Below are 24094 nucleotides of genomic sequence, written 5' to 3'. Positions count from 1 at the left end.
TCTAGGCGGAATTTCGCCCGACCGGCCGTAACCGAGCGCTCCGAGGCTGTTTTTACGCAGCATCACCGAGCGCAGGTATTTTTCAGCCCCGGGTGCGCGGGTCCACGTAGTAGGTCACCTGCTGCCGCGGGTCGAGGTATTCCAGCGCATCCGCTGGCACCTGCCCGGGGCGCACGCTGCGGGCGATGGCGATCGAGGGCTCGTGCTCGAGGTTGACGATCAGCGCCTCTTCCTTCGGCACCTTGGGGTCGAAGAGGATCAGCGTCGGCTTCAGCGGCAGGGTCGGGTGCATGCCCAGCACCAGGCCGTAGCGATCGTCCTGCAGCTGCACCAGGCTGCCTGGCGGGTAGACGCCCATGCAGCGGATGAAGGCCTTGAGCATCACCTCGTCGAAGCGCTGGCGGTACTGCCCGTACATGCGCGACAGGGCCTCATGGGGGCTGAGGCCGTCGCGCGGGTTGAGCGGGTTGCACAGGTTGTCGAAGTGGTTGGTGATGCACACCACCCGGCTCAGGCGGCCGATGCTTGCCTCGTGCAGCTGCTTGGGGTAGCCGCTGCCGTCGCAGTACTCGTGGTGCTCGTGGATGATCCGCTGCACCTCGTCATCGAGCATCAGCTGCTGGCTGCGGCGCAGGCCGAACTCGGTGTGCATCTGCAGCAGCTGCTGCTCGGGGCGGGTCAGGGGTTCGGGCTTGAGCAGCACCTTGCTGGGCACGTCCATCTTGCCCATGTCGTGGAGCAGGGCGCCGAGGCCGAGGCTGTGGCAGGCCTCGCTGTCGTAGCCGAGCTGGCGGCCGAGCATGACCGAGAGCACGGTGACGTTCAGCGAATGGAAGTAGGCATCTTCGGCGGGCTTGCCGTTGATGCTGTGCAGAGCGGCGCCGTCTTCGCCGAGCACCGACGCCACCAGGTCGCCGACCACCTGGCCGGCCTGCTTGAGGGCCTCCTCGGGCTGGCTGCGCAGGGTCTGGTTGAGCTGCTTGACCTGCTGGCTGGCGAGGATGAACTTGCGGTCCACTTCCGCCAGGCGCTTGCGCAGCTTGCTGAGCTTGACCACCCGCTCCTGGCGGGCGATGTCCTCGGGGCTGGGCGCTGGTGCTTCCTCGGGCTCCGGCGGGTGCGGCGCGTCGGGTTCCAGCTCCAGGGGCTCGCAATCGCTGCGCGCCGGGTCGTAGCGCAGGCGCTTGAGGCCGAGGTCGCGCAGGGCCTTGATCTGCCCCTCGTCCTTGATCTTGAAGTTGCTGAAGGTGAAGTCGTGCTCCCACCAGCCCAGTTCGAGCTGGATGTAGAGGCCGACGCAAAGCTGGTCCGGCGTGATGTAGGCAGGTGCTGCGGTCATTCCATGGCCCAGGTGCTGGCTAAGTGATGGCAGTCTAACGGTTTGCCTTCCTCGGAGCAGCCCTGTCATCCGTTCGGCCGCCCGTGCCCGGCTGTCAGGATTCGCGGGGTTGCATCGGCGCCGGTCGATGCCGCGATCCGCCCTCGTTTCCTTTGAGTGGCCAGGTTTCACGGGGTTCAGCATAGTTGCTCCGCAGGCGGCGCAAGGGCCGGCCGCCTGCGGGGCGTGCTCAGGAGAGGATCACGTAGTCGCTGCGCTGGGTGATGCCGCGGTGCTCGCCTTCCACCAGTTGCACGTAGCGGCCGTCCACCTGGTCGATGGGAACGCAGTCGTCGACGTCCAGCAGGGCGTCGGTGTGTGGCTTGTCCCAGCCGGCGAGCATGCGCCGCTTGCCCTTTTCCTTGGCCTCGGCCTTGTCCCGCGCCACCACCAGCAGGTAGCGATGGGCTTCGCCGAAGGCGCCCGGCTCGTAGCCGCCGAGGTTGAGGAAGAACAGGCGGGGCGCACCGGCAGCGGGGGCGGCATTGCCGAGGCTGACGCGGTAGCCGTCGACGCCTTCGATGGCCATCCACGAGTCGATGTGCAGGCCGGCGGGGCTGCCGAACCATTCGTGGCGCAATTGCGGGTGGGTGTCTTCGATGGTGTCGGCGAAGGCGAACACCACGTCATGGACTTCGATCTTGGCCCGGGGGTGCTTGCCTCCGAGCATCACGACGAACAGCATCTTGGGTCCTGGCAGGTCGATCGGGCCCGGCATCCGGTGCCGGGTGGGGGCGCCATGGTAAGGCGCCGCTTCGTTGGGTGGTAGCGCCGTCCGGCGCCCGGACGAAGCGTCGTCCCTCAACCGCGCCTGGCGGCGAGCCCGGCGATGCCGTCCACCGCTTCGGCGAGCTGGCGCTGGGTGAAGGGCTTGGACAGGCGCGGCAGGTCCAGGCGCACCCCGGTGGGCAGCTCGGCGTAGCCGGACACCATCAGCACCGGCAGCCCGGGGTGGCGCGCGCGAACCTCCAGTGCCAGCTGCGCGCCGGTCATGTAGGGCATCGCATGGTCGGTCACCAGCAGGTCGTAGCGCTCGCGCTCGAGCAGGTCCAGGGCTTCCTTGGCGGAGTGGGCGACGGCCACGTGGTGGCCGAGGTCCCCCAGCATCTCGGCGGTGTTGGTCAGCACCAGGTCGTCATCGTCCACCGCGAGAATCGCCAGGCCCGGCGCTGTCGAGGCACCGGCCGGTGCCAGCACCGTGACCTGCCGCACCGGGGGCTCGCCGTGCAATGCCTCCTGCGCGGGCAGCCAGATCTCCGCCGTGGTGCCGCGCCGTGGCGTGCTGTGAAGGCGCAGCACGCCGTCGGACTGCTGGGCGAAACCGTGGACCATGGACAGCCCGAGCCCGGTGCCCTTGCCGATGCCCTTGGTGGTGAAGAAGGGCTCGGTGGCGCGCTTGAGCGTGGCTTCATCCATGCCTTCGCCCATGTCGGTGACGGCCAGGCACACGTAGCGCCCGGGCCGCAGCCCGCTGTCGCCCAGGGGCACCGCCTCCTCGCGGGCGGCGATGACGATGCGGCCTTCGCCGCCCATGGCGTCGCGGGCGTTGACGGCGAGGTTGAGCAGGGCGGATTCCAGCTGGTTGGGGTCGGTCTCCACCGCCGGCAGCTGCAGCGGGAAGAGGGTCTCGACGGCGATGGTGGAGCCCAGGGCGCTCTGCAGCAGCTCGGTCATGTCCTCCACCAGCTGGCGCAGGTCGATGAGTTCGCGGCGCAGGTCCTGGCGCCGGGCGAAGGCGAGCATGCGCGTGGTCAGCGAGGCACCGCGTTCGGCGGCGCTGCGGGCGTTGTCCACCAGGCGCAGCAGCGGCGCCTCCTGTGGCATGCGCCGGCGCAGCAGTTCGAGGCTACCGAGCACTGCCATCAGCAGGTTGTTGAAGTCGTGGGCGATGCCGCCGGTGAGGCTGCCGATGGCCTCCATCTTCTGCACCTGCTGCAGGGCCTGCTCGGCCTTGACCCGGGCGGTTTTCTCCACCGCTTCGGGCACCATGGCGACCACCTCGCCGGTTTCGTTGAGCACCGGCCGCAGGGAGAAGTCGAACAGCCGGGTGCCGCCGGGCAGGTCCAGGGCCATGCCGAGGTTCTCGGTGGCGCCGGCGGCGACCCGTTGCACCGCCGCGCGGATCACCTCGGGCATGCCGGGCGTGCGGGTGAACCAGGGGGTTTCCCAGAAGGGCTTGCCGGCCACCTGTTCCAGGCTGGCGTCGATACCCGCCAGGGCGGTGGCGTTGAAGTGCAGCACCTCGCCACTGGCGGCGATCAGCCCCTGGTAGAGGTGCGAGGTTTCGAAGATGGCGCGGATGTTGGCTTCGCTCTGGGCCAGGGCGGCGGTGCGTTCGGCCACCTTGGCTTCCAGCTCCTCGCGGAAGCGGCGCTCGCCCTCGCGGGCCTCGGCCTCCGAGCGCACCCGTTCGATGTGGGCCCAGGAGCGCTCGGTCACCTCGGTGAGCAAGGCCAGCTCCTTGTGCGTCCAGTTGCGTGGGCGGCTGTCGTGGATGGCCATCAGTGCGGTGAGCCGGCCGCCCTTGACCAGGGGCAGGCAGAGGGTCGCCGCCAGGCCGATGGCGAGGTAGGTGGCGGCCTCTGCGGGCGCCAGTTGGCCACGGTTGTCGTCCAGCACCAGGGGCAGCCCGGCGCCGAGGCGCTGCACCGCCAGCTGGCCGAAATCGGAAAGGTGATAGTGGCCGACGATGCTCTGGCTGCCCGGGGCGGCCCAGTCGCCGCGGATGGTGAAGCCGTCGCCGTCGGGGTCCATGTCGGCGTAAGCGCAGACGGCCACACCCAGGTGCTCGCCGAGCATGCGGGTGGTGATGGCGAGGATCTGGTCGGCATCGACGCTGCGGGAGGTTTCCTTGCCGAGGGCGTCGAGGAACAGCAGCCGCGCCTCATTCTCGCGCAGGGCGTCCTCGGCCAGGTGGCGCCCGGTCATGTCGCTGGCGGCACCGAACCATTCGCTGATCTCGCCGTCGGCATCCAGCAAGGGCACGGCACGGGAGAAGGTCCAGCCCAGGCTGCCATCGAGCAGGTACACGCGGTGCTCCAGCTGGAAGATGCCTTTGGTGCGTACGGCCTGGTCGATGGCCGCACGTACCCGGGGCTGGTCCTCGGCGGGGATGTAGTCCTGCAGCCAGTTGGCGGTGGGGCGGCGGAGGTCGGCGATCAGGCCCTTGCCGTCGAGGCGGCGCATTTCGGTCCAGTGCGGGTCCATGCGAAAGAGCATGTCGGAGGAGGCGTTGACCAGCGCGCGGAAGCGCTCCTCGCTCTCGCGCACGCGGGCCTCGGCGGCGGCGCGTTCGGTGATGTCCTGGCCCTCGACGAAGATGGCGGTGACCCGGCCCTGGCCATCCACCACCGGCTGGTAGACGAAGTCGAGCACGCGCTCTTCCTCGATGCCGCCGGGTTCGCGCTGCAGCATGACGTGCACGCCGGTGCCGACATAGGCCTTGCCGCTGGTGCGGACCTGGTCGAGTAGCTCGATGAAACCTTGTCGCTCCACCTCCGGCAGGGCCTCGCGCAGGGGGCGGCCGATCAGGTCGCGGTCGCCCACCAGGCGGCGGTAGACAGGGTTGGCCAGCTCGAACACGTAGTCCGGCCCGGCGAGCAGCGCCATCAGTCCCGGGGCCTGTTCGAACAGGCTCTGCAGGCGGCTGCGCTCGGCCTGCATGTGGCGCTCGGCGCGGACCCGCTCGGTGGTTTCGACGACGATGGCGATGACCCCGGCGGGGTGGCCGCTCTCGTCCAGCACGGGTGAGTAGTCGAGGTTCATCCACACCGATTCGGGGCGGCCGTTGCGGTGCAGGGTGAGTTCCTGGTCCTTGTAGGCGAGGGTGCCGCCGGCCAGGCCGACCTTCATCACGTTGTCGTTGAAGTCGGCGACCTCGGGCCAGCCCTGGCGCACCTCGGAGCCCAGCAACTGCGGGTGGCGCCCGCCGGCGAACACCGAATAGGCGTCGTTGTAGATCATGGTGCCGGCCTCGCCCCACAGCAGCACGATGGGCACCGGCGAGAGCAACAGCATGCCGGTGACGGTCTTCAGGCTTTGTGGCCAGGCCTCGATGGGCCCAAGGGGCGTCGCCGTCCAGTCATGGGCGTTGATCAGCCGGCCCAGCTCGCCACTGCTGGGCAGGAATTGCGGGCTCGGCGTGCCGGTTGGCGAGCGGGGCGCTTCATCGGTCATCGGGGTTGGATCCAGGGCGGCAAGGCTGTCGACGAGAGGGCATGGGCGGGCATGGCCCTGGCTTTCGGCAGCATAGCATCGGGAAAGTTGCGACCCTAAGGGGGCGCTCGACGCAGCGCTATGGCCGCGCGGCGATCATGAAGTCGATGGTCGAGGAGATCGTGGCGTTGCGGGGGGCGCACCGGGCCGGTTGAACCGACCCGGGCAGAGGGGGCTCAGTGCTTGCCGCTTTCGTCGGGCAGGGCGAGGAATTGCTTTTCCTGGTTCCAGTCGAAGGGCTCGTCGTTTTCTTCGGCTTCGAAGCGGCGCTCGTCGAGGCGCTGGAACAGGGCGATTTCTTCGTCGGGCATGAAGTGCAGGCAGTCGCCGCCGAAGAACCACAGCAGGTCGCGGGGGACCAGGTGGGCGATCTGCGGGTAGCGGTGGAACACCTGGCTGATCAGGTCCTGGCCCAGGTAGAGGCTGGCCTCGGGGTCGCGCGGCAGTTCGCTCATCAGCTCTTCGAAGCGTTCGACGAAGAGGGCGTGGTTCTCTTCGGGAACCTGCTCGGCTTCGCCCAGGGCGACCAGGATGCCGCGCAGGTGGGCGAGCAGGGCGAGGTGGTGGTCGAGGTAGGAGTTGGCCATGGCGTGGGTCCTGGAGCGGAATGAAAACGGGCGCGGAGTATAAGTCGCTCCGCGCCCGCTGTCCCGCCCGCCGGGCCGGGTGGTGGCTTTAGCGGACCTGGCCTTCGTTGAGCAGCAGCTCTTCCTTGGCGTAGTCGTCGACGTCGATCACCTTGCGCCGTGCCACTTCGGCGGCGCGCAGGCGCTGGGCTTCGCTGGCGTCGACCACGCCGGCGGCGAGGGCGGCGTCGATCAGGTTCTCGCCGGCGGCGGGTTTCACCTGGCCTTCCTTGACGGCCTTGTGCAGCTTCTTCTGCAGCGGCTGTACGGCGGCCAGGGCGTCGACGGCGTGTTGCAGCGCGCCGACCGGGTCGTTTTCGGCCTGCGGGCGGAAGCAGCCGGTGAGCAGGTTTTCCAGCGCCGGGTCGCCACGGTCGCGGCCGATGATGGCGGCGATCTCCGCGTCCAGTTCATCCGACGGCCCCTTGTGGCGGCGGCCGAAGGGGAACACCAGCACGCCGAGCAGGCAGCCGAAGAGGCGGTTGGGGAAGTTGGCCAGCAGGCCGGCGAGGGCGTCCTCGGCCTTGCCCAGGCTTTCCTCCAGGGCCCAGCGCAGCAGCGGGCGCAGGTGCTCGGGGCTGTCCAGGTCGTGGTAGCGCTTGAGCGCGGCGGAACCCAGGTAGAGGTGGCTGAGCACATCGCCCAGGCGTGCCGAGAGGCGTTCGCGGCGCTTCAGCTCGCCGCCCAGCAGCATCATGCTGAAGTCGGCGAGCAGGGCGAAGGCGGCGGCCAGGCGGTTGAGGCTGCGGAAGTAGCCCTGGGCCAGGCGGTCACCGGGGGCGCTGCCGAGCTGGCCGAAGGTCAGGCCCAGCAGCAGGGTGCTGGCGGCGTTGCTGACGGCGAAGCCGATGTGCTGCATCAGCAGGTCGTCGAATTCTTCCAGGGCGCGGTCGTGGTCCTCGCGGCCGGCGAGGGCCATTTCCTTGAGCACGAACGGATGGCAGCGGATGGCGCCCTGGCCGAAGATCATCAGGTTGCGCGAAAGGATGTTGGCGCCTTCCACGGTGATGAAGATCGGCGCGCCCTGCCAGGAGCGGCCCAGGTAGTTGTTCGGGCCCATGATGATGCCCTTGCCGCCGTGCACGTCCATGGCGTGGCCGATGCACTCGCGGCCGCGTTCGGTGAGGTGGTACTTGAGGATGGCCGAGAGCACCGAGGGCTTCTCGCCCAGATCCACCGCGTTGGCGGTGAGCATGCGCGCGGCGTCCATCATCCAGGCGTTGCCGCCGATGCGCGCCATGGCTTCCTGGATGCCTTCGAAGGCCGACAGCGGCACGTTGAACTGCTCGCGCACGCGGGTGTACTGGCCGGTGACCAGGCTGGTGTACTTGGCGGCGCCGGTGCCCACCGCCGGCAGGGAGATGGAGCGGCCGACGGAGAGGCAGTTCATCAGCATCATCCAGCCCTTGCCGAGCATGGGCTGGCCGCCGATCAGGTAGTCCAGCGGCACGAACACGTCCTTGCCGGAGTTGGGGCCGTTCATGAAGGCGGCGCCCAGGGGCAGGTGGCGGCGGCCGATTTCCACCCCGGGGGTGTCTGTGGGGACCAGCGCCAGGCTGATGCCGAGGTCTTCCTCGTCACCCAGCAGGTGCTCGGGGTCGTAGGCCTTGAAGGCCAGGCCGAGCAGGGTGGCCACCGGGCCCAGGGTGATGTAGCGCTTCTCCCAGGTCAGGCGCAGGCCGATGACTTCTTCACCCTCCCACTGGCCCTTGCAGATGATGCCGACGTCGGGCATGGCGCCGGCGTCGGAGCCGGCCAGCGGGCCGGTGAGGGCGAAGCAGGGGATGTCTTCGCCACGGGCCAGGCGCGGCAGGTAGTGCTGGCGCTGCTCGTCGGTGCCGTAGTGCAGCAGCAGTTCGGCCGGGCCGAGGGAGTTGGGCACCATCACGGTGGAGGCGAGGTCGCCGCTGCGGGTGGCCAGCTTCATGGCCACCTGGGAGTGGGCGTAGGCGGAGAAGCCCTTGCCGCCGTATTCCTTGGGAATGATCAGGGCGAAGAAGCCGTTGGCCTTGATGTGTTCCCAGGCTTCCTGGGGCAGGTCCATGCGCTGGCCGATGTCCCAGTCGCTGACCATGGCGCAGAGTTCTTCGGTGGGGCCGTCGATGAAGGCCTGCTCTTCGGCGGTGAGCGCCGGGCGCGGGTAGTCGAGCAGCTTGTTCCAGTCGGGGCGGCCGCTGAACAGTTCGCCGTCCCACCACACGGTGCCGGCCTCGATGGCGTCGCGCTCGGTCTCCGACATGGGCGGCAGCACGCGCTGGAACCAGGAGAACAGCGGGGCGGTGATCAGCTTGCGGCGCATCTCCGGCAGGGCCAGGGGCAGGGCGACCGCCAGCCACAGGACCCAGAGGATCGCCAGCAACCAGCCCGGCGAGTGGCTGAACACTCCCATGGTCAGGAGGTACAGGGCCACCGCGCCGAGGGCGGGCAGGGGGGCGGTACGGCGGTGCGCCAGCCAGGCGACCCCCAGGACCAGAACGAGCAACCAGACGAACACCATGTGTGATCCTCCTTGATGACGGTGCGGTAAGGGCGCGACCGTCACGAGCGTAGTCGTCGCCATGGAAGGTGGCGACATGGGCAGTGAGCTTGGCCGGATCGTCGTTAGGCGGGCGTCGGGGCCGCCCCTAGACTGGGAACGGTTCACCGAGGAGAGATGCCATGCAGCCTTACCTGCGATCCGGTCGCTTCGTTGATAGTGACCACCCCCTGGTGGTTGAGTTCGCCTCGCGAAACTGCGGCGCGAGCGCGCAACCGCGTGACCGGGCAGTCAGTCTGTACTACGCCGTGCGCGACTCCATCCGCTACAACCCCTATGCCTTCAGCCGCGACCCCGAGTCGCTCAGGGCCAGCACCGCCCTGGCGGTGGGCGAGTCGTACTGCGTGCCCAAGGCCATCCTCCTCGCGGCCTGTGCGCGGCACTGCGGCATCCCGGCGCGCATTGGCCTGGCGGATGTGCGCAACCACCTTGCCACCCCGCGCCTGCTGCAGCTGCTGAAGAGCGAGGTGTTCGCCATGCATGGCTACACCGAGTTGTACCTCGACGGGCGCTGGGTCAAGGCGACGCCGGCCTTCAACCTGGAGCTGTGCCGGTTGTTCGATGTCGCGCCGCTGGAGTTCGACGGAGCGACCGACAGCGTCTTCCACCCCTTCAACCGCCAGGGCGAGCGCTACATGGAATACCTCGCCGACCACGGCCAGTTCGACGACCTGCCGGAGGGGCTGTTCTTCGGTCACCTGGAAAAGGTTTACCCGCACCTGTTCGAGGCCGATGCGGCCTTCATGAGCGGTGACCTGCACAGCGAGGCGGCTGCCGTAAAGACACCGTAGGTTGGCGCCGAGCGCAGCGAGGCCCAACGCATCGTGGTCCGGTCCCGCCGCATCGGGCTTCACCCCAAGCACGCCTTCGCCCATTCGCCACCCCGCTCCGGTCGATATGCGTTATCAACACAAATCCTTGGCCAGGGTGGGGGGATTTGCCTCTAGAATCGACGCCTCAAGAAAAGTCAGGACAATCACAGATGCTGAAGATCTGGGGCCGCAAGAATTCGTCCAATGTGAGAAAGGCGCTCTGGGCCGCCGAAGAGGCTGGCATCGCCTTCGAGGCGATCGATGCCGGAGGCGCCTTCGGCCTGGTCAACGACCCCGAGTACCGGGCCAGGAACCCCAACGGCCTGGTGCCGCTGATCGAGGATGGCGAGCTGGTGCTCTGGGAGTCCAACGCCATCGTCCGCTACCTGGCCGCGCGTTATGCCGCGGGCCGTCTCTACCCTGAAGACCCGGTGCTGCGTGCCCGGGGCGACAAGTGGATGGACTGGACCACCTCGGCCTTCGCCCCGGTGTTTCGCGACCTGTTCTGGGGCACCCTGCGTACGCCGCCGGCGGAACGCGACCCGGCGAAGATCGCCGCCGCCCTGGCCCGTTGCAGCGAGCTGCTGGCGATGCCCGAGCGGGCCCTGGCCGAGCAGCCATTCCTCTCCGGCGACCATTTCGCCATGGGTGACATCCCCCTGGGCAGCTTCATCTATGCCTGGTTCGAGATGCCCATCCAGCGCCCCGAGCTGCCGGCCCTGGAGGCCTGGTACGGCCGCCTCAAGGAGCGCCCGGCCTACCGCAAGGCGGTGATGACCGCCCTGACCTGATGCTAGGCTCAACCCATCAAGCGGCTTGATGGTTGCGTTTGCAGCCATCAAGACGAATTTCCATCTATTTGCACAAAGGCACGTCATGACATCTGCTCTGTCCATCCGGCAGCTGACCAAGACCTACGGCAACGGCTTCCAGGCCCTCAAGGGCATCGACCTGGAAGTGGCCGAAGGCGATTTCTTCGCACTGTTGGGCCCCAACGGCGCCGGCAAGTCCACCACCATCGGCATCCTCTCCACCCTGGTGAACAAGACCAGCGGCACGGTCAATGTCTTCGGCAACGACCTCGACACCTCGCCCTACGCGCTCAAGCGCTGCCTCGGCGTGGTGCCCCAGGAGTTCAACTTCAACCAGTTCGAGAAGGTCTTCGACATAGTCGTGACCCAGGCCGGCTACTACGGCATCCCGGCGAAGATCGCCAAGGAGCGCGCCGAGCAGTACCTCACCCAGCTGGGCCTGTGGGAGAAGCGCGACTCCGCCTCCCGCGAGCTGTCCGGCGGCATGAAGCGGCGCCTGATGATCGCCCGCGCGCTGATCCACGAGCCGCGCCTGCTGATCCTCGACGAGCCCACCGCCGGCGTCGACATCGAGCTGCGCCGCTCGATGTGGAGCTTCCTCACCGGGCTCAATGCCCAGGGCATCACCATCATCCTCACCACCCACTACCTCGAGGAGGCCGAGCAGCTGTGCCGCAACATCGGCATCATCGACCACGGCACCATCGTCGAGAACACCAGCATGAAGTCGCTGCTGAAGAAGCTGCACGTGGAGACCTTCCTGCTCGACCTCAAGGATTCCCTGGCCAGCCTGCCGCAGCTCGCCGGCTACCCGGCGCGCCTGGTGGACCACCACACCCTGGAGGTGCAGGTGGACAAGAGCCAGGGCATCACCGAGCTGTTCCGCCAGCTCTCGGCGCTGAACATCGATGTGATCAGCCTGCGCAACAAGACCAACCGCCTGGAGGAGCTGTTCGTGTCCTTGGTCGAGAAGAACCTGTCGAAGGTGGCCGTATGAGTTCCGAACTGCGCGCCAACCTGGTCGCCCTCAACACCATCGTCTACCGCGAAGTCCGCCGCTTCACCCGCATCTGGCCGCAAACCCTGCTGCCCCCGGGCATCACCATGGCCCTGTACTTCGTGATCTTCGGCAACCTGATCGGCCGGCAGATCGGCGACATGGGCGGCTTCAGCTACATGGAGTACATCGTGCCGGGGCTGATCATGATGTCGGTGATCACCAACTCGTATAGCAACGTGGTCTCCAGCTTCTTCGGCAGCAAGTTCCAGCGTTCGGTGGAGGAGCTGCTGGTGTCGCCGGTCTCGCCGCACACCATCCTCCTCGGCTACACCATCGGCGGCGTGCTGCGCGGCCTGGCGGTGGGGGTGATCGTGACCCTGCTGTCGCTGTTCTTCACCAAGCTGCAGGTGCACCACCTGGGCGTGACCGTGCTGGTGGTGCTGCTGACCGCCACCACCTTCTCCCTGGGTGGCTTCATCAACGCGGTGTATGCGCGCAACTTCGACGACATCTCCATCGTCCCGACCTTCGTGCTGACGCCGCTGACCTACCTGGGCGGGGTGTTCTACTCCATCAGCCTGCTGCCGCCGTTCTGGCAGACGGTGTCCCTGGCCAACCCCATCCTGCACATGGTCAACGCCTTCCGTTACGGCATCCTCGGTGTCTCCGACATCAACATCGGCATCGCCATCGGCCTGATGACCCTGACCACGGTGATCCTCTACATCGCCTGCATCCGCCTGCTGGTGAGCGGCCGGGGCATGCGCCAGTGAGGCATCGCTGATGAGGGCAAGGGTGCTCCAGCCGTAGGAGCGAGCTCTGCTCGCGAACCTTGAATGGCGGGGGCTGGATGGCATTGCTCTGTCATGGGAGCGAATTCATTTGAACTTGGAAAACCACGTCCTTAGGGCGTGGTCATCGGTTCTGCCTGTGACGATTTGAATTGATAGCCCTGCAGGATGAACGCGTGTCGTAGGGTGTGCCGTGCGCACCTCCGCGCGGTGCTTCCGGCGAGTCCGAGGTGCGCGCAGCACACCCTACGTCCGAAGTGAGCGGCGGCTGCTTGCTCCAAGGTCTGATTGCGCCCCTTCTAGGGGGCCAAAAGCAAAGCACGTTCTAAGAACGTGGATTTTTACTCGCGAATAAAGGCCCGTACCGGGCATCGCGGTTGAAACCGCTGGCCCGCCTCCGAATTGCACCCACTCCGATACAAAGCGTCACAGACTGCATCTATCTTTACGTGCCCCTGACAAAACTCTGCCGATACTCTCGGTAGACTTTTTCATTTCCGACAAGAACGACTCGAAAAGAGGCTGTTGATGATCGCTCGTCGCCGCGCCTGGCCGTTGCTGCTGTGTGGATTGCTCGCCTGTCCGGCCTTCGCCGCCACTCCGCCGCTGGTGGAGGTGGCCGAGCCCCAGCGGGCGCTGGTGCGGGATGAGCTGGTGACCTTCGGCTCGTTGCGCTCCGACGAGTCGGTGACCATCCGCCCGGAGATCGAAGGGCGCCTGGCGCGCCTGCATTTCAAGGAAGGGCAGCAAGTGAAGGGCGGCGACCTGTTGGTCAGCCTCGACGACGCCATCGCCCGTGCCGAGCTGGACCAGGCCCGGGCCAACCTGGAGCTGGCGGAGAAGAGCTACCAGCGCGCACAGATGCTGTTCAAACGCGGCGCCAGCAATGCCCAGGCCCAGGACGAGGCGCAGTCCCAGCAACAAGCCGCCCGTGCCAGCCTGGCCCTGGCCCAGGCGCGCCTCGACAAGACCCAGATCCGCGCGCCCTACGACGGCTTCCTCGGCCTGCGCCAGGTGAGCACCGGCGACTACCTCAGCCCCGGCCAGGACATCGTCAACCTGGAGGTGCTCGACCCGCTCAAGGTGGACTTCCGCGTGCCGCAGAAGGCCGTGGCCCAGGTGCATGTCGGGCAAACCGTGGAGATCAGCGTCGATGCTTACCTGGGTGAGCGCTTCCGTGGCCGCATCATCGCCCTCAACCCGCGCCTGGACGAAGTCGGTCGCAGCCAGGCCATCCGCGCGCAGATCGGCAACGCCGACCACCGCCTCAAGCCTGGCCAGTTCGTCAAGGTTTCGGTCATCCTCGAAGAGCGCCCCGACGCGCTGCTGATCCCCGAGGAAGCGGTGATCCCCGTGGGCCAGCAGCTGTTCGTCGCTATAGTCGTGGACGGCAAGGTGGAGCGCCGGCAGATCCGCATCGGCCAGCGCCAGCGCGGCAAGGCCGAGGTGCGCGAAGGCCTGCAGGGCAACGAGCAGGTGATCACCGCGGGCTGGCAGAAGGCCGGGCCCGGGCAGGAGGTGCGCAGCGTGGCGCGGGGTGAGCTATGACCCTGTCCGACCTGTGCATCCGCCGCCCGGTATTCGCCACCGTCCTCTCCCTGGTGGTGGTGCTGCTGGGGCTGATGGCCTACCAGCGCCTGACGGTGCGCGAGTACCCGAACATCGACGTGCCCATCGTCACGGTCAACGTCATCTACCCCGGCGCCAGCCCGGAGATCATGGAATCCCAGGTGGCCCAGCCCATCGAGGATGTGCTCTCGGGCATCGAGGGGCTGGACTTCGTGTCCTCCATCAGCCGCTCCGAGAACACCCAGATCACCGCGCAGTTCCGCCTTGGCACCGACGCCGATGAAGCGGCCAATGACGTGCGCGACCGCCTCGGCCGGGTACGCGGCCTGCTGCCCACCGAGATCGACGAGCCGTTGGTGCAGAAGGTCGAGGCCGACGCCCAGCCGGTGGTGTGGATTGCCTTCTACAGCGAGCAGCACTCGGCGATGGAGATCACCGACGTGCTGGAGCGGGTGGTGCAGGACCGCCTGCAGACCATCCCCGGCGTCTCCGAGGTGCAGATCCGCGGCGCGCGCACCTACGCCATGCGCATCTGGCTCGACCCGGAGAAGCTCGCCGCCCACGACCTCACCGTGCAGGACGTGGAAGACGCCCTGCGCCGGCAGAACGTGGAGATTCCCGCCGGGCGCATCGAGTCTGTGCAGCGCGAGTTCAGCGTGCTCTCGGAAACCGACCTGAAGACCCCCGAGGAATTCAACGACCTGATCATCGACGACCGCCGTGGCTACCTGCTGCGTCTGTCCGACGTGGGCCATGCCGAGATCGGCGCCGCCGACGAGCGCTCGCTGGTGCGCTTCAACGGCCGCCCGGCGGTGTCCCTCGGCCTGGTGCGCCAGGCCACGGCCAACCCGCTGGAGATTTCCGACGGCCTCAACGCCGCGTTGCCGGATGTGCGCGAGCTGCTGCCCGAGGGCATGCAGATGGCCATCGCCAACGACAACTCGCTGTTCATCCGCGAATCCATCTCCAACGTCTACGCCACCATCTGGGAGGCGGTGGTGCTGGTGGTGCTGATCATCTTCCTGTTCCTGCGCTCGCTGCGGGCGACGCTGATCCCGCTGGTGACCATCCCGGTGTCCCTGATCGGCGCCTGCGCGCTGATGGCGCTGATGGGCTTCACGGTCAACACCCTCACGCTGCTGGCGATGGTCCTGGCCATCGGCCTGGTGGTGGACGACGCCATCGTGGTGCTGGAGAACATCCACCGGCATATCGAGGCGGGCCTGTCGCCGGTGCAGGCGGCCTTCAAGGGCAGCCGCGAGATCGCCTTCGCGGTGATCGGCATGACCCTGACCCTGGCCGCCGTCTATGCGCCCATCGGCTTCATGCAGGGCACCTCGGGCAAGCTGTTCACCGAGTTCTCCTGGACCCTGGCCGGCGCCGTGCTGGTTTCCGGCTTCGTCGCCCTGACCCTGTCGCCGATGATGTGCGGCCAACTGCTCAAGCCGCACCGGCCCGACCATCGCCACGGCCGCGTCTACAACCTGATCGAAGGCTTCCTCAATGGCCTCACCTACAGCTACCGCCACCTGCTGGAGCGGGTGCTGCGGGCCTGGGTGCTGATCGCCATCTTCCTGGTCGGCGTGTTGCTGCTGTGCGCCTGGATGTTCACCGGCCTGCGCAGCGAGCTGGCGCCCACCGAAGACACCGGCACCATAGTCGGCACCCTCAATGGTCCGGACGGCGCCACCCTGCAGTACACCAGCCGCTACGCGAAGATGCTCGAGGACGCCTACAAATCCATCCCCGAGACCAACCGCTACATGGTGGTGGTGGGCTTCCCCACGGTGGCCCAGGGCCTGTCGTTCATGAAGCTGGAGGACTGGGACAAGCGCAGCCGCAGCCAGTTCGAGATCCGCGACGAGCTCCTGCCCAAGCTGCAGGACATCCCCGGCGTGCGCGCCTTCCCGGTCAACCGCCCGCCGCTGGGGCAGAGCGCGCGCAACCAGCCGGTGAACTTCGTCATCCGCTCGTCCCTGGAATACGCCGAGCTGCAGCAGTATGTGGACAGGCTGCTGGAGCGCATCCGCGACTACCCGGGGCTGGAGAGCATCGACACCGACCTCAAGCTCAACACCCCGCAGCTCAAGGTCACGGTCAACCGCGAGCAGGCCACGGCGGTGGGCACCGACGTCGCCACCATCGGCCGCAGCCTGGAGAGCCTGTTCGGCAGCCGCCAGGTGACCCGCTTCAAGCAGAACGGCGAGCAGTACGACGTGCTGGTGCAGCTGGCCAACGTCGACCGCAGCAACCCCGACGACCTCAACCGCGTGTACGTGCGCGGCCGCGACGACAGCATGGTGCAGCTCTCCAACCTGATCGAGGTGAAGGAGACGGTGGCGCCGCGCGAGCTCAACCACTTCAACCAGCTGCGCGCGGTGACCCTCAGCGCCAACGTCGGCAGCGGCTACACCCTGGGCGAGGCGCTGACCCACCTGGAGCGCGTGGCCCGCGAGGTGATGCCGCCGGAGACCCAGTTCGACTACACCGGCACTTCCCGCGACTTCAAGGAATCCAGCGCCGGGGTGGCGCTGACCTTCGCCCTGGCCCTGGTGTTCATTTACCTGGTGCTGGCGGCGCAGTTCGAAAGCTTCGTCGACCCGCTGATCATCCTTTTCAGCGTGCCGCTCTCCATCGCCGGCGCCTTGCTCGCCCTGGAGCTGTTCGGTGGCACCCTGAACATCTATTCCCAGGTGGGCATGGTCACGCTCATCGGCCTGATCACCAAGCACGGCATCCTTATCGTCGAATTCGCCAACCAGCTGCTGCGCGAGGGCCGCAGCCTGGACGAGGCGGTGATGGAAGCCTCGGTGCAACGCCTGCGGCCGATCCTCATGACCACCGGCGCCATGGTCCTCGGCTCGCTGCCCCTGGCCATTGCCACCGGTGCCGGCGCGGAAAGCCGCCAGCAGATCGGCATGGTGATCGCCGGCGGCCTGCTGGTGGGCACCTTCTTCACCCTGTTCGTGGTGCCGACCCTGTACCGCAAGCTGCGCCAATGGCGGCCGATGCGCCTGGAGGAGGCGGCGCTGGCGTGATGCCCCATGGGCTTGTAGGGGCGAATTCATTGGCTCTGTCTGCATTAAGTGTTGCTAGAGGATTTGAGTCCAGCTGATTGCCGAGCTCTGGTGATGTTTCTGGTTTCGCCCACCCGGGCGAGTCCCATTTTTCAGTCGCCAAAAAAGGAACCAAAAACGCAGCCCCATCATCCGGCCCCGGCTTCGCCGGGGTTCCCTCACTCCATCGTTGCTCTGGGGGCCGGCGCGATGGGCCATCCATGGCCTGGCGCGCCTCTCGCGGCATCCATGCCGCTCGTCCCCCGGCGCAACGACTGCGTTCGGAGCTTTCGTAGGATGGTGTAGAGCGAAGCGAAACCCATGCGGTGGAGGTGGCACGAACCCTTGGGCGCCCGGAAATGGCCGTGCTTGAGCGCTTGCATCAAAACCACAACAGCTAACGCAGACAGAGCCAATTCATTCGCGAAACGCTTCGCTGCCCCAGATCCGTCGAACCGAAAACCGAACCGAAGAAAAGCCACCTCGCCGAACCGTGCCGCACACCACGAATTCACCCTCCCCCACCTTGCCAGCCCACCGCCAGCGGCTATGTTCCAAGGAGAAGCGCCCAACCGCTCATTCCAAGGAGTACCACCATGAAGAAGCACTGGATTCTCATCGCCCTCTGCCTGGTCGGCCTGGCCGGCTGCTCCAGCGAGTATCTGATCAACACCACCGACGGCCAGATGCTCACCAGCGACGGCAAGCCGCAGCTGGATGAAGACACCGGCATGCTCGAGTTCGAAGACAGTGAAGGCCGCAAGCAGCAGATCCCGCAGACCCAGGTGAAGCAGATCATCGAACGCTGATCCGCCCCGCTCCACCCAGCCCCCGCTCCGGCGGGGGCTTTGCTTTCTGCCCCTGGCACATCGCTTGCTTTGCCCAAGGCATCAGGCCCGCTCCAACGGCGGAGCGGGCCACCGGACAATGGCGTCGTCATCGGCCATCGCACCCCGCGATCCGCCGTGGCGACGCCTTTTTGTTGATGGGAAGGCGACAGCATGAGCGACAACCGACTGCACACACGTACCGACAACCTGGCCTGGGTCGCCGGCAGCGACGCACCTGAAAAGAGCACGCTGGACCTCGGCTTCATGGCCCTCACCGACTCCGCCTCGCTGATCGTCGCCGCCACCCAGGGCTTCGCCCAGCCCTATGGGCTCACCCTCAACCTCAAGCGCCAGGCTTCCTGGGCCACCCTGCGCGACAAGCTGCTGTCCGGCGAGCTGGACGCCGCCCAGGCCCTCTACGGCCAGGTCTACGGCATCCACCTGGGCATCGGCGGCAGCGCCACCGACATGGCCATCCTCATGGGCCTGTGCCAGAACGGCCAGGCCATCAACCTCTCCGAACCGTTACGGCGCGCGGGCGTGACCACTGCCGAGGCACTGGCCGCCCATGTGCGCCAAGGCGGTGCACGGCTGACCTTCGCCCAGACCTTCCCCACCGGCACCCACGCCATGTGGCTGGCCTATTGGCTGGCCGCCCAGGGCATCCATCCGCTGCACGACGTCAGCAGCGTGGTGGTGCCGCCTTCGCAGATGGTCGCCCACCTTCAGGCCGCACGCATCGACGGCTTCTGCGCCGGCGGCCCCTGGGGCGCGCTCGCGGTGGAGCAGGGCCAGGGCTTCACCCTCGCCACCAGCCAGATGATCTGGCCCGACCACCCGGAGAAGGTCCTCGGCGTCACCGCCGCCTTCGCCGACGCCTACCCGAACACCGCCCGCGCGCTGACCATGGCGGTGCTCGAAGCCAGCCGCTTCATCGAGCAGAGCCTGGAAAACCGCCGCAGCACCGCCCAGTTGATCAGCGGCGCCGAGTACATCGACGCGCCCCTGAGTGCCATCGAGCCACGCTTTCTCGGCCACTACCGCGACGGCCTCGGCAACGCCTGGGAAGACGACCATCCGCTGCGCTTCTTCGACGGCGGCCGGGTCAACCTGCCCTACCTCTCCGACGGCATCTGGTTCATGACCCAGTTCCGCCGCTGGGGCCTGCTGCGTGATGACCCGGACTACCTCGGCGTCGCCCGCCAGGTGCAGCGCCTCGACCTCTACCGCCAGGCCGCCGCAGCCCTCGGCATCGAAGCGCCCGCCGAAATGCGCAGTGCCACGCTGATGGACGGCATCACCTGGGATGGCAGCGACCCGGCCGGCTACGCACGCGGCTTCCGCCTGCACGCCCTCGCCGGCACGTCTTCCGCCCTCGCCCTGTAACCGGACGGCCACCCTATGCTGCGCATCCTTCTGATCAACGACACCGCAAAGAAAGTCGGCCGCCTGCGCGCCGCCCTGGTCGAGGCCGGCTTCGAGGTCATCGACGAATCCGGGCTGACCATCGACCTGCCCGCACGGGTCGAGGCCGTGCGCCCCGATGTGGTCCTCATCGACACCGAATCCCCCGGCCGCGACGTCATGGAACAGGTGGTGCTGGTCAGCCGCGACCAGCCCCGCCCCATCGTCATGTTCACCGACGAGCACGACCCGGGCGTGATGCGCCAGGCCATCCAGGCCGGCGTCAGCGCCTACATAGTCGAGGGCATCCACGCCCAGCGCCTGCAACCCATCCTCGACGTCGCCATGGCCCGCTTCGAAAGCGACCAGGCCCTGCGCGCGCAGCTCAACGCCCGCGAGCAGCAACTGGCCGAGCGCAAGCGCGTGGAACTGGCCAAGGGGTTGCTGATGAAGATGAAGAACTGCAACGAGGAAGACGCCTATACGCTGATGCGCCGCCAGGCCATGAGCCGCCAGCAGAAGCTCATACAGGTGGCCGAGCAGATCATCGCGATGCACGACATGCTCGGGCACTGAGGGGCAACTGTACGGGTGGGAGTTGTAACTGTTCTGCTGTCCGGGGTCCGCCGACCGCGACTGTACGGCCATCGCCGGCGTGGCGTGTATCTGCTGGCCCGCCGTGGCAACGGCTAAGGTAAGCCCATCGCAGCCACCGCCCGGACACGCCCATGGACACCGAACGCCAGCTCCTCGAAGACGCCGACCGCCGCGCCCTCGCCTACTTCGACGGCATCCCCGGGCGCCGCGTATTTCCCGACGCCGAGGCCATCGCCGCCCTGGCCGGCTTCGACGGCCCCCTGCCCACCCAGGGCCTGCCCGCCCCGCAGGCGCTGCAGTTGCTGGACGAGCTGGGCTCCCCCGCCACCACCGCCTCCAACGGCGGGCGCTACTTCGGCTTCGTCATCGGCGCCACCCTGCCCGCCGCCGCCGCGGCCGAGCGCCTGGTGCTGGCCTGGGACCAGTGCGCCTCATCCTTCGACAACTCCCCCGCCGCCGACCGCATCGAGAAGGCCGCCGCGCGCTGGGTGCTGGAGAGCCTCCGCCTGCCTGCTGAAAGCGCCGTCGGCTTCGGCACCAGTGCCACCGCCTGCACCCTGGCCTGCCTCAGCGCCGCGCGCCGTGCCCTGCTCGCACGCAAGGGCTGGGACTTCGACGGCGACGGCCTGATGGGTGCGCCCGAGGTGCGCGTGGTGGTCTCCGCCAGCGTGCACATCACGGTGAAGAAGGCCCTGCGCATCCTCGGCTTCGGCATCAACCGCCTGCTGGTAGCGCCCGTCGACGAACTGGGCCGCATCGACCCGGCGCAGCTGCCGCCGCTGGACGACATGACGGTGCTCTGCCTGCAGGCCGGCGAGGTGAACGGTGGCGAGTTCGACCCCTTCGCCGAACTCATCCCCCGTGCCCACGCCGCCGGCGCCTGGGTGCATGTGGACGGCGCCTTCGGCCTCTGGGCCCGGGCCAGCTCCGCCGCCGCGCTCACCGAGGGGGTCGAGCGGGCCGACAGCTGGACCACCGATGGCCACAAGTGGCTGAACACCCCCTACGACGGCGCCATGGCCATCTGCCGCGACGCCGAGGCCCTGGCCACGGCGATGAACAGCGACGCCGCCTACGCCAGCGCCTCCCGCGATGCGCAGAAGAACCTCAACCTGGAGTTCTCCCGCCGCGCCCGGGGCGTGCCCATCTGGGCGGCCCTGGCCAGCCTCGGGCGCGACGGCCTGCGCGAGCTGATCGACCGCCACCTGCGCCAGGCCGGCCACCTTGCCGAACGCCTGCGCGGCGCCGGCTACCAGGTGCTCAACCGCGTGGTGCTCAACCAGGTGCTGGTGCGCGCCGACAACGACGAGCAGACCCTGGCCATCCGCCTCGCCGCCCAGGCCTCGGGCGACGTATGGTTCGGCCCCACCCTGTGGCAGGGGCGCCCGGCCTTCCGCCTAAGCGTTTCCTCGTGGCGCACCACGGACGCCGATATCGAACGCCTCGCCGAACTGCTGATCCGCCTCAAGGCCGAAACCCGCCCTTGAGCCCTGTGCAATGCCCCGGTGCCAGTACGCCACCGGTCGCCGCCGCAACGCAGCGGCAGAACCTTCCTTGAAGGCGACGAGTCTGTGAAAGGCCTGCCATGCGGCAGGCCCTATACAAGCGCAGGGAAGGCACGTACGCGTCGAAGGAGAGCGGTCTCGAGCGGAGTGCGGCCCGACAACGAGGATGCAAGGCATGCACAGGTTCCAATCGCTCCACTCTACGTCCCACCGCCATCGCGGTGCCTATTGGCTCGGCCTGTTCGGCTGCCTGCTGCTGGGCGAGGCCCAGGCCGAGCTCTACAAGGGCGTCGCCCCGGGCGGCAACTTCGCCCTGGAGAACTGGAACATCACCGTGCCCCAGGACGCCGAAGGCGGCACCGAGGGCAAGGCCGTCACCGTACGCCCCGACCAGCTCAGCGGGCCCGACGGCTACCAGTCGCGCTGGTTCCGCACCGACGCGGGCGACGGCTCCCTGAGCTTCTGGACGCCGGTCAACGGCGCCACCGCCGGGGGCTCCAGCAGCCCGCGCTCGGAACTGCGCGAGATGCTCGACCCGAGCAACCTCGGGCTGACCTGGAGCGGCGCCGGTGAATCGGTGCAGGACGCCCTGCTCAAGGTCATGCAGGTGCCCAGCGACGGCCTGGTCATCGTCGGCCAGGTGCACGGCTACGGCAGCGCGCCGCTGATCCTCCTCTACTACCGCTACGACTTCGCCAAGAAGACCGGCCGCGTCATCGCCAAGCTGCAGGGCCTGCCGGAGCAGGGCCTGCCCTACACCAACCACGTGCTGGCCACCGACATCGCCCTGGGCGAGACCTTCAGCTACCAGATGAAGGTCAGCAACAACGTCGCCATGGCCTCGGCCAACGGCGGGGCCGTGGCGACCATGGCGATGGACCCGGCGTGGAACAGCGAGACCTTCTACTTCAAGGCCGGTGCCTACCTGCACATGCACGGCGACAGCGCCACCGAAGGCGCGCGGGTTAAGTTCTACCGCCTGGCCGCCAGCCACCCCAACGACGGCCTCTTCGTCAACAGCCCCGCCGCCCTGCCCAACGCCCGTGTCGGCCAGGCCTACCAGACCCAGCTCTACAGCACCGGCGGCCTCGGCGGCGCCACCTGGAAGCTGGTCAGCGGCCACCCGCCGGCCGGCCTGACGCTGGCCGCCGACGGCCTGGTCAGCGGCACCCCGGAAGCCGGCACCGCCTCCGCCACCGCCCACTGGTTCGTGGCCCAGGTGCGTGACGTCAACGGCAGCACCCACCACAAGAAGTTCTCGATTCTCATCCCTCAGTAACGCCGCACGCCGGGCAATCGTAGGGTGGACCACGCTTCACCGGTCCACCGCACCGGCGCCCAGGTCGGCACTGCGGGTGGATGCAAAGAGCGGCATCCACCCTACCCACTGGAATTCGTTGCGGTGGAGCCTGTACCGGCCCACCGCAACAGCGCCCGGGTCGGCACCGCTGGTGGATGCAAAGAGCGGCATCCACCCTACGCCCCGGGGTATCCCGTGCAGGCTGAGGCTGATTGGCACACCCATTCGCCCTGAAAGAAAACGCCCCGCAACGCCTCGGATTTTTCTCGACAACGCCCCACCGCTGCGCTTATCTTCGCCGCCAGGCCACCCATGTGGCCAACGTCGCTCGGACGGTTCCGGGCGCTTACGTATCCGAGGAAAGCATGGCTGACACGCGTTCTCCGCGCCGTTTCGCGCGCATCGATCGTCTCCCCCCCTACGTCTTCAACATCACCGCCGAACTCAAGATGGCCGCGCGCCGTCGTGGCGAGGACATCATCGACCTGTCCATGGGCAACCCCGATGGGGCCACCCCGCCGCACATCGTCGAGAAGCTGGTGCAGGTCGCCCAGCGCGAAGACACCCACGGATACTCCACCTCCCGCGGTATTCCCCGCCTGCGCCGCGCCATCTCGCGCTGGTACAAGGACCGCTATGACGTGGAGATCGACCCGGAAAGCGAAGCCATCGTCACCATCGGCTCCAAGGAAGGCCTCGCGCACCTGATGCTGGCCACCCTGGACCACGGCGACACGGTGCTGGTGCCCAACCCCAGCTACCCGATCCACATCTACGGCGCGGTGATCGCCGGCGCCCAGGTGCGCTCGGTGCCGCTGGTGCCCGGCGTGGACTTCTTCGCCGAGATGGAGCGCGCCATCCGCGAGTCCATCCCCAAGCCGAAGATGATGATCATCGGCTTCCCCTCCAACCCCACCGCGCAGTGCGTGGAGCTGGACTTCTTCGAACGCGTGGTGGCCCTGGCCAAGCAGTACGACGTGCTGGTGATCCACGACCTGGCCTACGCCGACATCGTCTACGACGGCTGGAAGGCCCCCTCGATCATGCAGGTGCCCGGCGCCAAGGACATCGCGGTGGAGTTCTTCACCCTGTCCAAGAGCTACAACATGGCGGGCTGGCGCATCGGCTTCATGGTCGGCAACCCGGAGCTGGTCAGCGCCCTGGCGCGGATCAAGAGCTACCACGACTACGGCACCTTCACCCCGCTGCAGGTGGCCGCCATCGCCGCGCTGGAAGGCGACCAGCAGTGCGTGCGCGACATCGCCGAGCAGTACCGCCAGCGCCGCAACATGCTGGTCAAGGGCCTGCACGAGGCCGGCTGGATGGTCGAGAACCCCAAGGCCTCGATGTACATCTGGGCGAAGATCCCCGAGCCCTACGCCCACCTCGGCTCCCTGGAGTTCGCCAAGAAGCTGCTGGCCGAGGCCAAGGTCTGCGTCTCCCCCGGCATCGGCTTCGGCGAATACGGCGACGACCACGTGCGCTTCGCCCTGATCGAGAACCAGGACCGCATCCGCCAGGCCATCCGTGGCATCAAGGCGATGTTCAGGGCCGATGGGCTGATCCAGCCGGGCAAGCCTCGCAAGGCCGAGTGACAGGCAGCGGCGCCCCACGGGGCGCCGTTTTCATTCCCGCGCAGGGGTTCGTGCCCCAGCGGCGTATC

17 protein-coding genes are annotated in these 24094 nt (G+C 67.7%); 12 read left to right on the top strand and 5 right to left on the bottom strand.

Features of this window, described 5'->3' with window-relative positions; all coding sequences use genetic code 11:
* Positions 1-82: 82 nt before the first annotated feature.
* From RTW82_RS07435 to RTW82_RS07415, 5 genes are all read right to left on the bottom strand, one after another.
* Positions 83-1339, bottom strand: a complete 1257-nt coding sequence (locus tag RTW82_RS07435) for an HD-GYP domain-containing protein (RefSeq protein ID WP_316924711.1) — start codon at positions 1337-1339, stop codon at positions 83-85.
* 229 nt (positions 1340-1568) lie between these two features.
* On the bottom strand, positions 1569-2063 hold the full coding sequence (locus tag RTW82_RS07430; RefSeq protein WP_021217967.1) for a DUF1543 domain-containing protein: 495 nt from the start codon (positions 2061-2063) through the stop codon (positions 1569-1571).
* Between the two features lie 116 nt (positions 2064-2179).
* Entirely contained in the window at positions 2180-5554 is a 3375-nt protein-coding gene (locus tag RTW82_RS07425; RefSeq protein WP_316924710.1) for a PAS domain-containing protein, read from the bottom strand.
* A gap of 215 nt (positions 5555-5769) precedes the next feature.
* The gene (locus RTW82_RS07420) at positions 5770-6180 is read right to left on the bottom strand and encodes a PA2817 family protein (protein ID WP_021217964.1); all 411 of its coding nucleotides are present in this window, start codon (positions 6178-6180) and stop codon (positions 5770-5772) included.
* Positions 6181-6268: 88 nt separating this feature from the next.
* Positions 6269-8716 (bottom strand): acyl-CoA dehydrogenase, encoded by a 2448-nt coding sequence (locus RTW82_RS07415; RefSeq protein ID WP_316924709.1) that lies wholly within the window; start codon positions 8714-8716, stop codon positions 6269-6271.
* 161 nt (positions 8717-8877) lie between these two features.
* Here RTW82_RS07415 and RTW82_RS07410 point away from each other — a divergent pair, with 161 nt between their 5' ends.
* The 12 genes from RTW82_RS07410 (at position 8878) to alaC (ending at position 24026) form a co-directional block, all read left to right on the top strand.
* A complete protein-coding gene (locus RTW82_RS07410) occupies positions 8878-9546 on the top strand; it encodes a transglutaminase family protein (RefSeq protein WP_316924708.1) in 669 nt (222 codons plus the stop codon).
* A 191-nt stretch (positions 9547-9737) separates the two neighbouring features.
* Positions 9738-10358, top strand: a complete 621-nt coding sequence (locus RTW82_RS07405; protein ID WP_184488775.1) for a glutathione S-transferase family protein — start codon at positions 9738-9740, stop codon at positions 10356-10358.
* Between the two features lie 85 nt (positions 10359-10443).
* Positions 10444-11376, top strand: a complete 933-nt coding sequence (locus RTW82_RS07400) for an ABC transporter ATP-binding protein (RefSeq protein WP_316924707.1) — start codon at positions 10444-10446, stop codon at positions 11374-11376.
* On the top strand, positions 11373-12152 hold the full coding sequence (locus tag RTW82_RS07395; protein WP_021217959.1) for an ABC transporter permease: 780 nt from the start codon (positions 11373-11375) through the stop codon (positions 12150-12152). The genes RTW82_RS07400 and RTW82_RS07395 overlap by 4 nt, the downstream gene beginning before the upstream one ends.
* Before the next feature lie 546 nt (positions 12153-12698).
* Positions 12699-13718: an efflux RND transporter periplasmic adaptor subunit gene (locus RTW82_RS07390; protein WP_316924706.1), complete on the top strand. Its 1020-nt coding sequence runs from the start codon at positions 12699-12701 to the stop codon at positions 13716-13718.
* Complete coding sequence (locus RTW82_RS07385) at positions 13715-16777, top strand: efflux RND transporter permease subunit (RefSeq protein ID WP_316924705.1); 3063 nt, start codon at positions 13715-13717, stop codon at positions 16775-16777. Before RTW82_RS07390 ends, RTW82_RS07385 begins: the two co-directional genes overlap by 4 nt.
* A gap of 614 nt (positions 16778-17391) precedes the next feature.
* Positions 17392-17604, top strand: a complete 213-nt coding sequence (locus tag RTW82_RS07380) for a YgdI/YgdR family lipoprotein (protein ID WP_263402244.1) — start codon at positions 17392-17394, stop codon at positions 17602-17604.
* Positions 17605-17796: 192 nt separating this feature from the next.
* On the top strand, positions 17797-19011 hold the full coding sequence (locus RTW82_RS07375; RefSeq protein WP_316924704.1) for a CmpA/NrtA family ABC transporter substrate-binding protein: 1215 nt from the start codon (positions 17797-17799) through the stop codon (positions 19009-19011).
* 15 nt (positions 19012-19026) lie between these two features.
* The gene (locus RTW82_RS07370; protein ID WP_043247199.1) at positions 19027-19605 is read left to right on the top strand and encodes an ANTAR domain-containing response regulator; all 579 of its coding nucleotides are present in this window, start codon (positions 19027-19029) and stop codon (positions 19603-19605) included.
* Between the two features lie 152 nt (positions 19606-19757).
* The gene (locus tag RTW82_RS07365) at positions 19758-21113 is read left to right on the top strand and encodes a pyridoxal phosphate-dependent decarboxylase family protein (protein WP_316924703.1); all 1356 of its coding nucleotides are present in this window, start codon (positions 19758-19760) and stop codon (positions 21111-21113) included.
* Between the two features lie 193 nt (positions 21114-21306).
* On the top strand, positions 21307-22410 hold the full coding sequence (locus RTW82_RS07360) for a polysaccharide lyase family 7 protein (protein ID WP_316924702.1): 1104 nt from the start codon (positions 21307-21309) through the stop codon (positions 22408-22410).
* A gap of 386 nt (positions 22411-22796) precedes the next feature.
* A complete protein-coding gene (gene alaC, locus RTW82_RS07355; protein WP_111261299.1) occupies positions 22797-24026 on the top strand; it encodes an alanine transaminase in 1230 nt (409 codons plus the stop codon).
* Positions 24027-24094 lie beyond the last annotated feature (68 nt).

Origin of the sequence: Pseudomonas sp. zfem005 (assembly GCF_032621735.1) — a bacterium.
Lineage (GTDB): Bacteria > Pseudomonadota > Gammaproteobacteria > Pseudomonadales > Pseudomonadaceae > Metapseudomonas > Metapseudomonas solani.
This window is presented reverse-complemented; position numbering and strand designations above follow the sequence as displayed.

What these genes read in the sequence shown, in the direction of transcription:
- RTW82_RS07425 (WP_316924710.1), bottom strand. Translation starts at nt 5,554, where the DNA reads ATGACCGATGAAGCGCCCCGCTCGCCAACCGGCACGCCGAGCCCGCAA.
- RTW82_RS07375 (WP_316924704.1), top strand. Translation starts at nt 17,797, where the DNA reads ATGAGCGACAACCGACTGCACACACGTACCGACAACCTGGCCTGGGTC.
- RTW82_RS07435 (WP_316924711.1), bottom strand. Translation starts at nt 1,339, where the DNA reads ATGACCGCAGCACCTGCCTACATCACGCCGGACCAGCTTTGCGTCGGC.
- RTW82_RS07380 (WP_263402244.1), top strand. Translation starts at nt 17,392, where the DNA reads ATGAAGAAGCACTGGATTCTCATCGCCCTCTGCCTGGTCGGCCTGGCC.
- RTW82_RS07360 (WP_316924702.1), top strand. Translation starts at nt 21,307, where the DNA reads ATGCACAGGTTCCAATCGCTCCACTCTACGTCCCACCGCCATCGCGGT.
- RTW82_RS07430 (WP_021217967.1), bottom strand. Translation starts at nt 2,063, where the DNA reads ATGCTGTTCGTCGTGATGCTCGGAGGCAAGCACCCCCGGGCCAAGATC.
- RTW82_RS07390 (WP_316924706.1), top strand. Translation starts at nt 12,699, where the DNA reads ATGATCGCTCGTCGCCGCGCCTGGCCGTTGCTGCTGTGTGGATTGCTC.
- RTW82_RS07385 (WP_316924705.1), top strand. Translation starts at nt 13,715, where the DNA reads ATGACCCTGTCCGACCTGTGCATCCGCCGCCCGGTATTCGCCACCGTC.
- RTW82_RS07420 (WP_021217964.1), bottom strand. Translation starts at nt 6,180, where the DNA reads ATGGCCAACTCCTACCTCGACCACCACCTCGCCCTGCTCGCCCACCTG.
- RTW82_RS07365 (WP_316924703.1), top strand. Translation starts at nt 19,758, where the DNA reads ATGGACACCGAACGCCAGCTCCTCGAAGACGCCGACCGCCGCGCCCTC.
- RTW82_RS07405 (WP_184488775.1), top strand. Translation starts at nt 9,738, where the DNA reads ATGCTGAAGATCTGGGGCCGCAAGAATTCGTCCAATGTGAGAAAGGCG.
- RTW82_RS07370 (WP_043247199.1), top strand. Translation starts at nt 19,027, where the DNA reads ATGCTGCGCATCCTTCTGATCAACGACACCGCAAAGAAAGTCGGCCGC.
- RTW82_RS07415 (WP_316924709.1), bottom strand. Translation starts at nt 8,716, where the DNA reads ATGGTGTTCGTCTGGTTGCTCGTTCTGGTCCTGGGGGTCGCCTGGCTG.
- RTW82_RS07400 (WP_316924707.1), top strand. Translation starts at nt 10,444, where the DNA reads ATGACATCTGCTCTGTCCATCCGGCAGCTGACCAAGACCTACGGCAAC.
- RTW82_RS07410 (WP_316924708.1), top strand. Translation starts at nt 8,878, where the DNA reads ATGCAGCCTTACCTGCGATCCGGTCGCTTCGTTGATAGTGACCACCCC.
- RTW82_RS07395 (WP_021217959.1), top strand. Translation starts at nt 11,373, where the DNA reads ATGAGTTCCGAACTGCGCGCCAACCTGGTCGCCCTCAACACCATCGTC.
- alaC (WP_111261299.1), top strand. Translation starts at nt 22,797, where the DNA reads ATGGCTGACACGCGTTCTCCGCGCCGTTTCGCGCGCATCGATCGTCTC.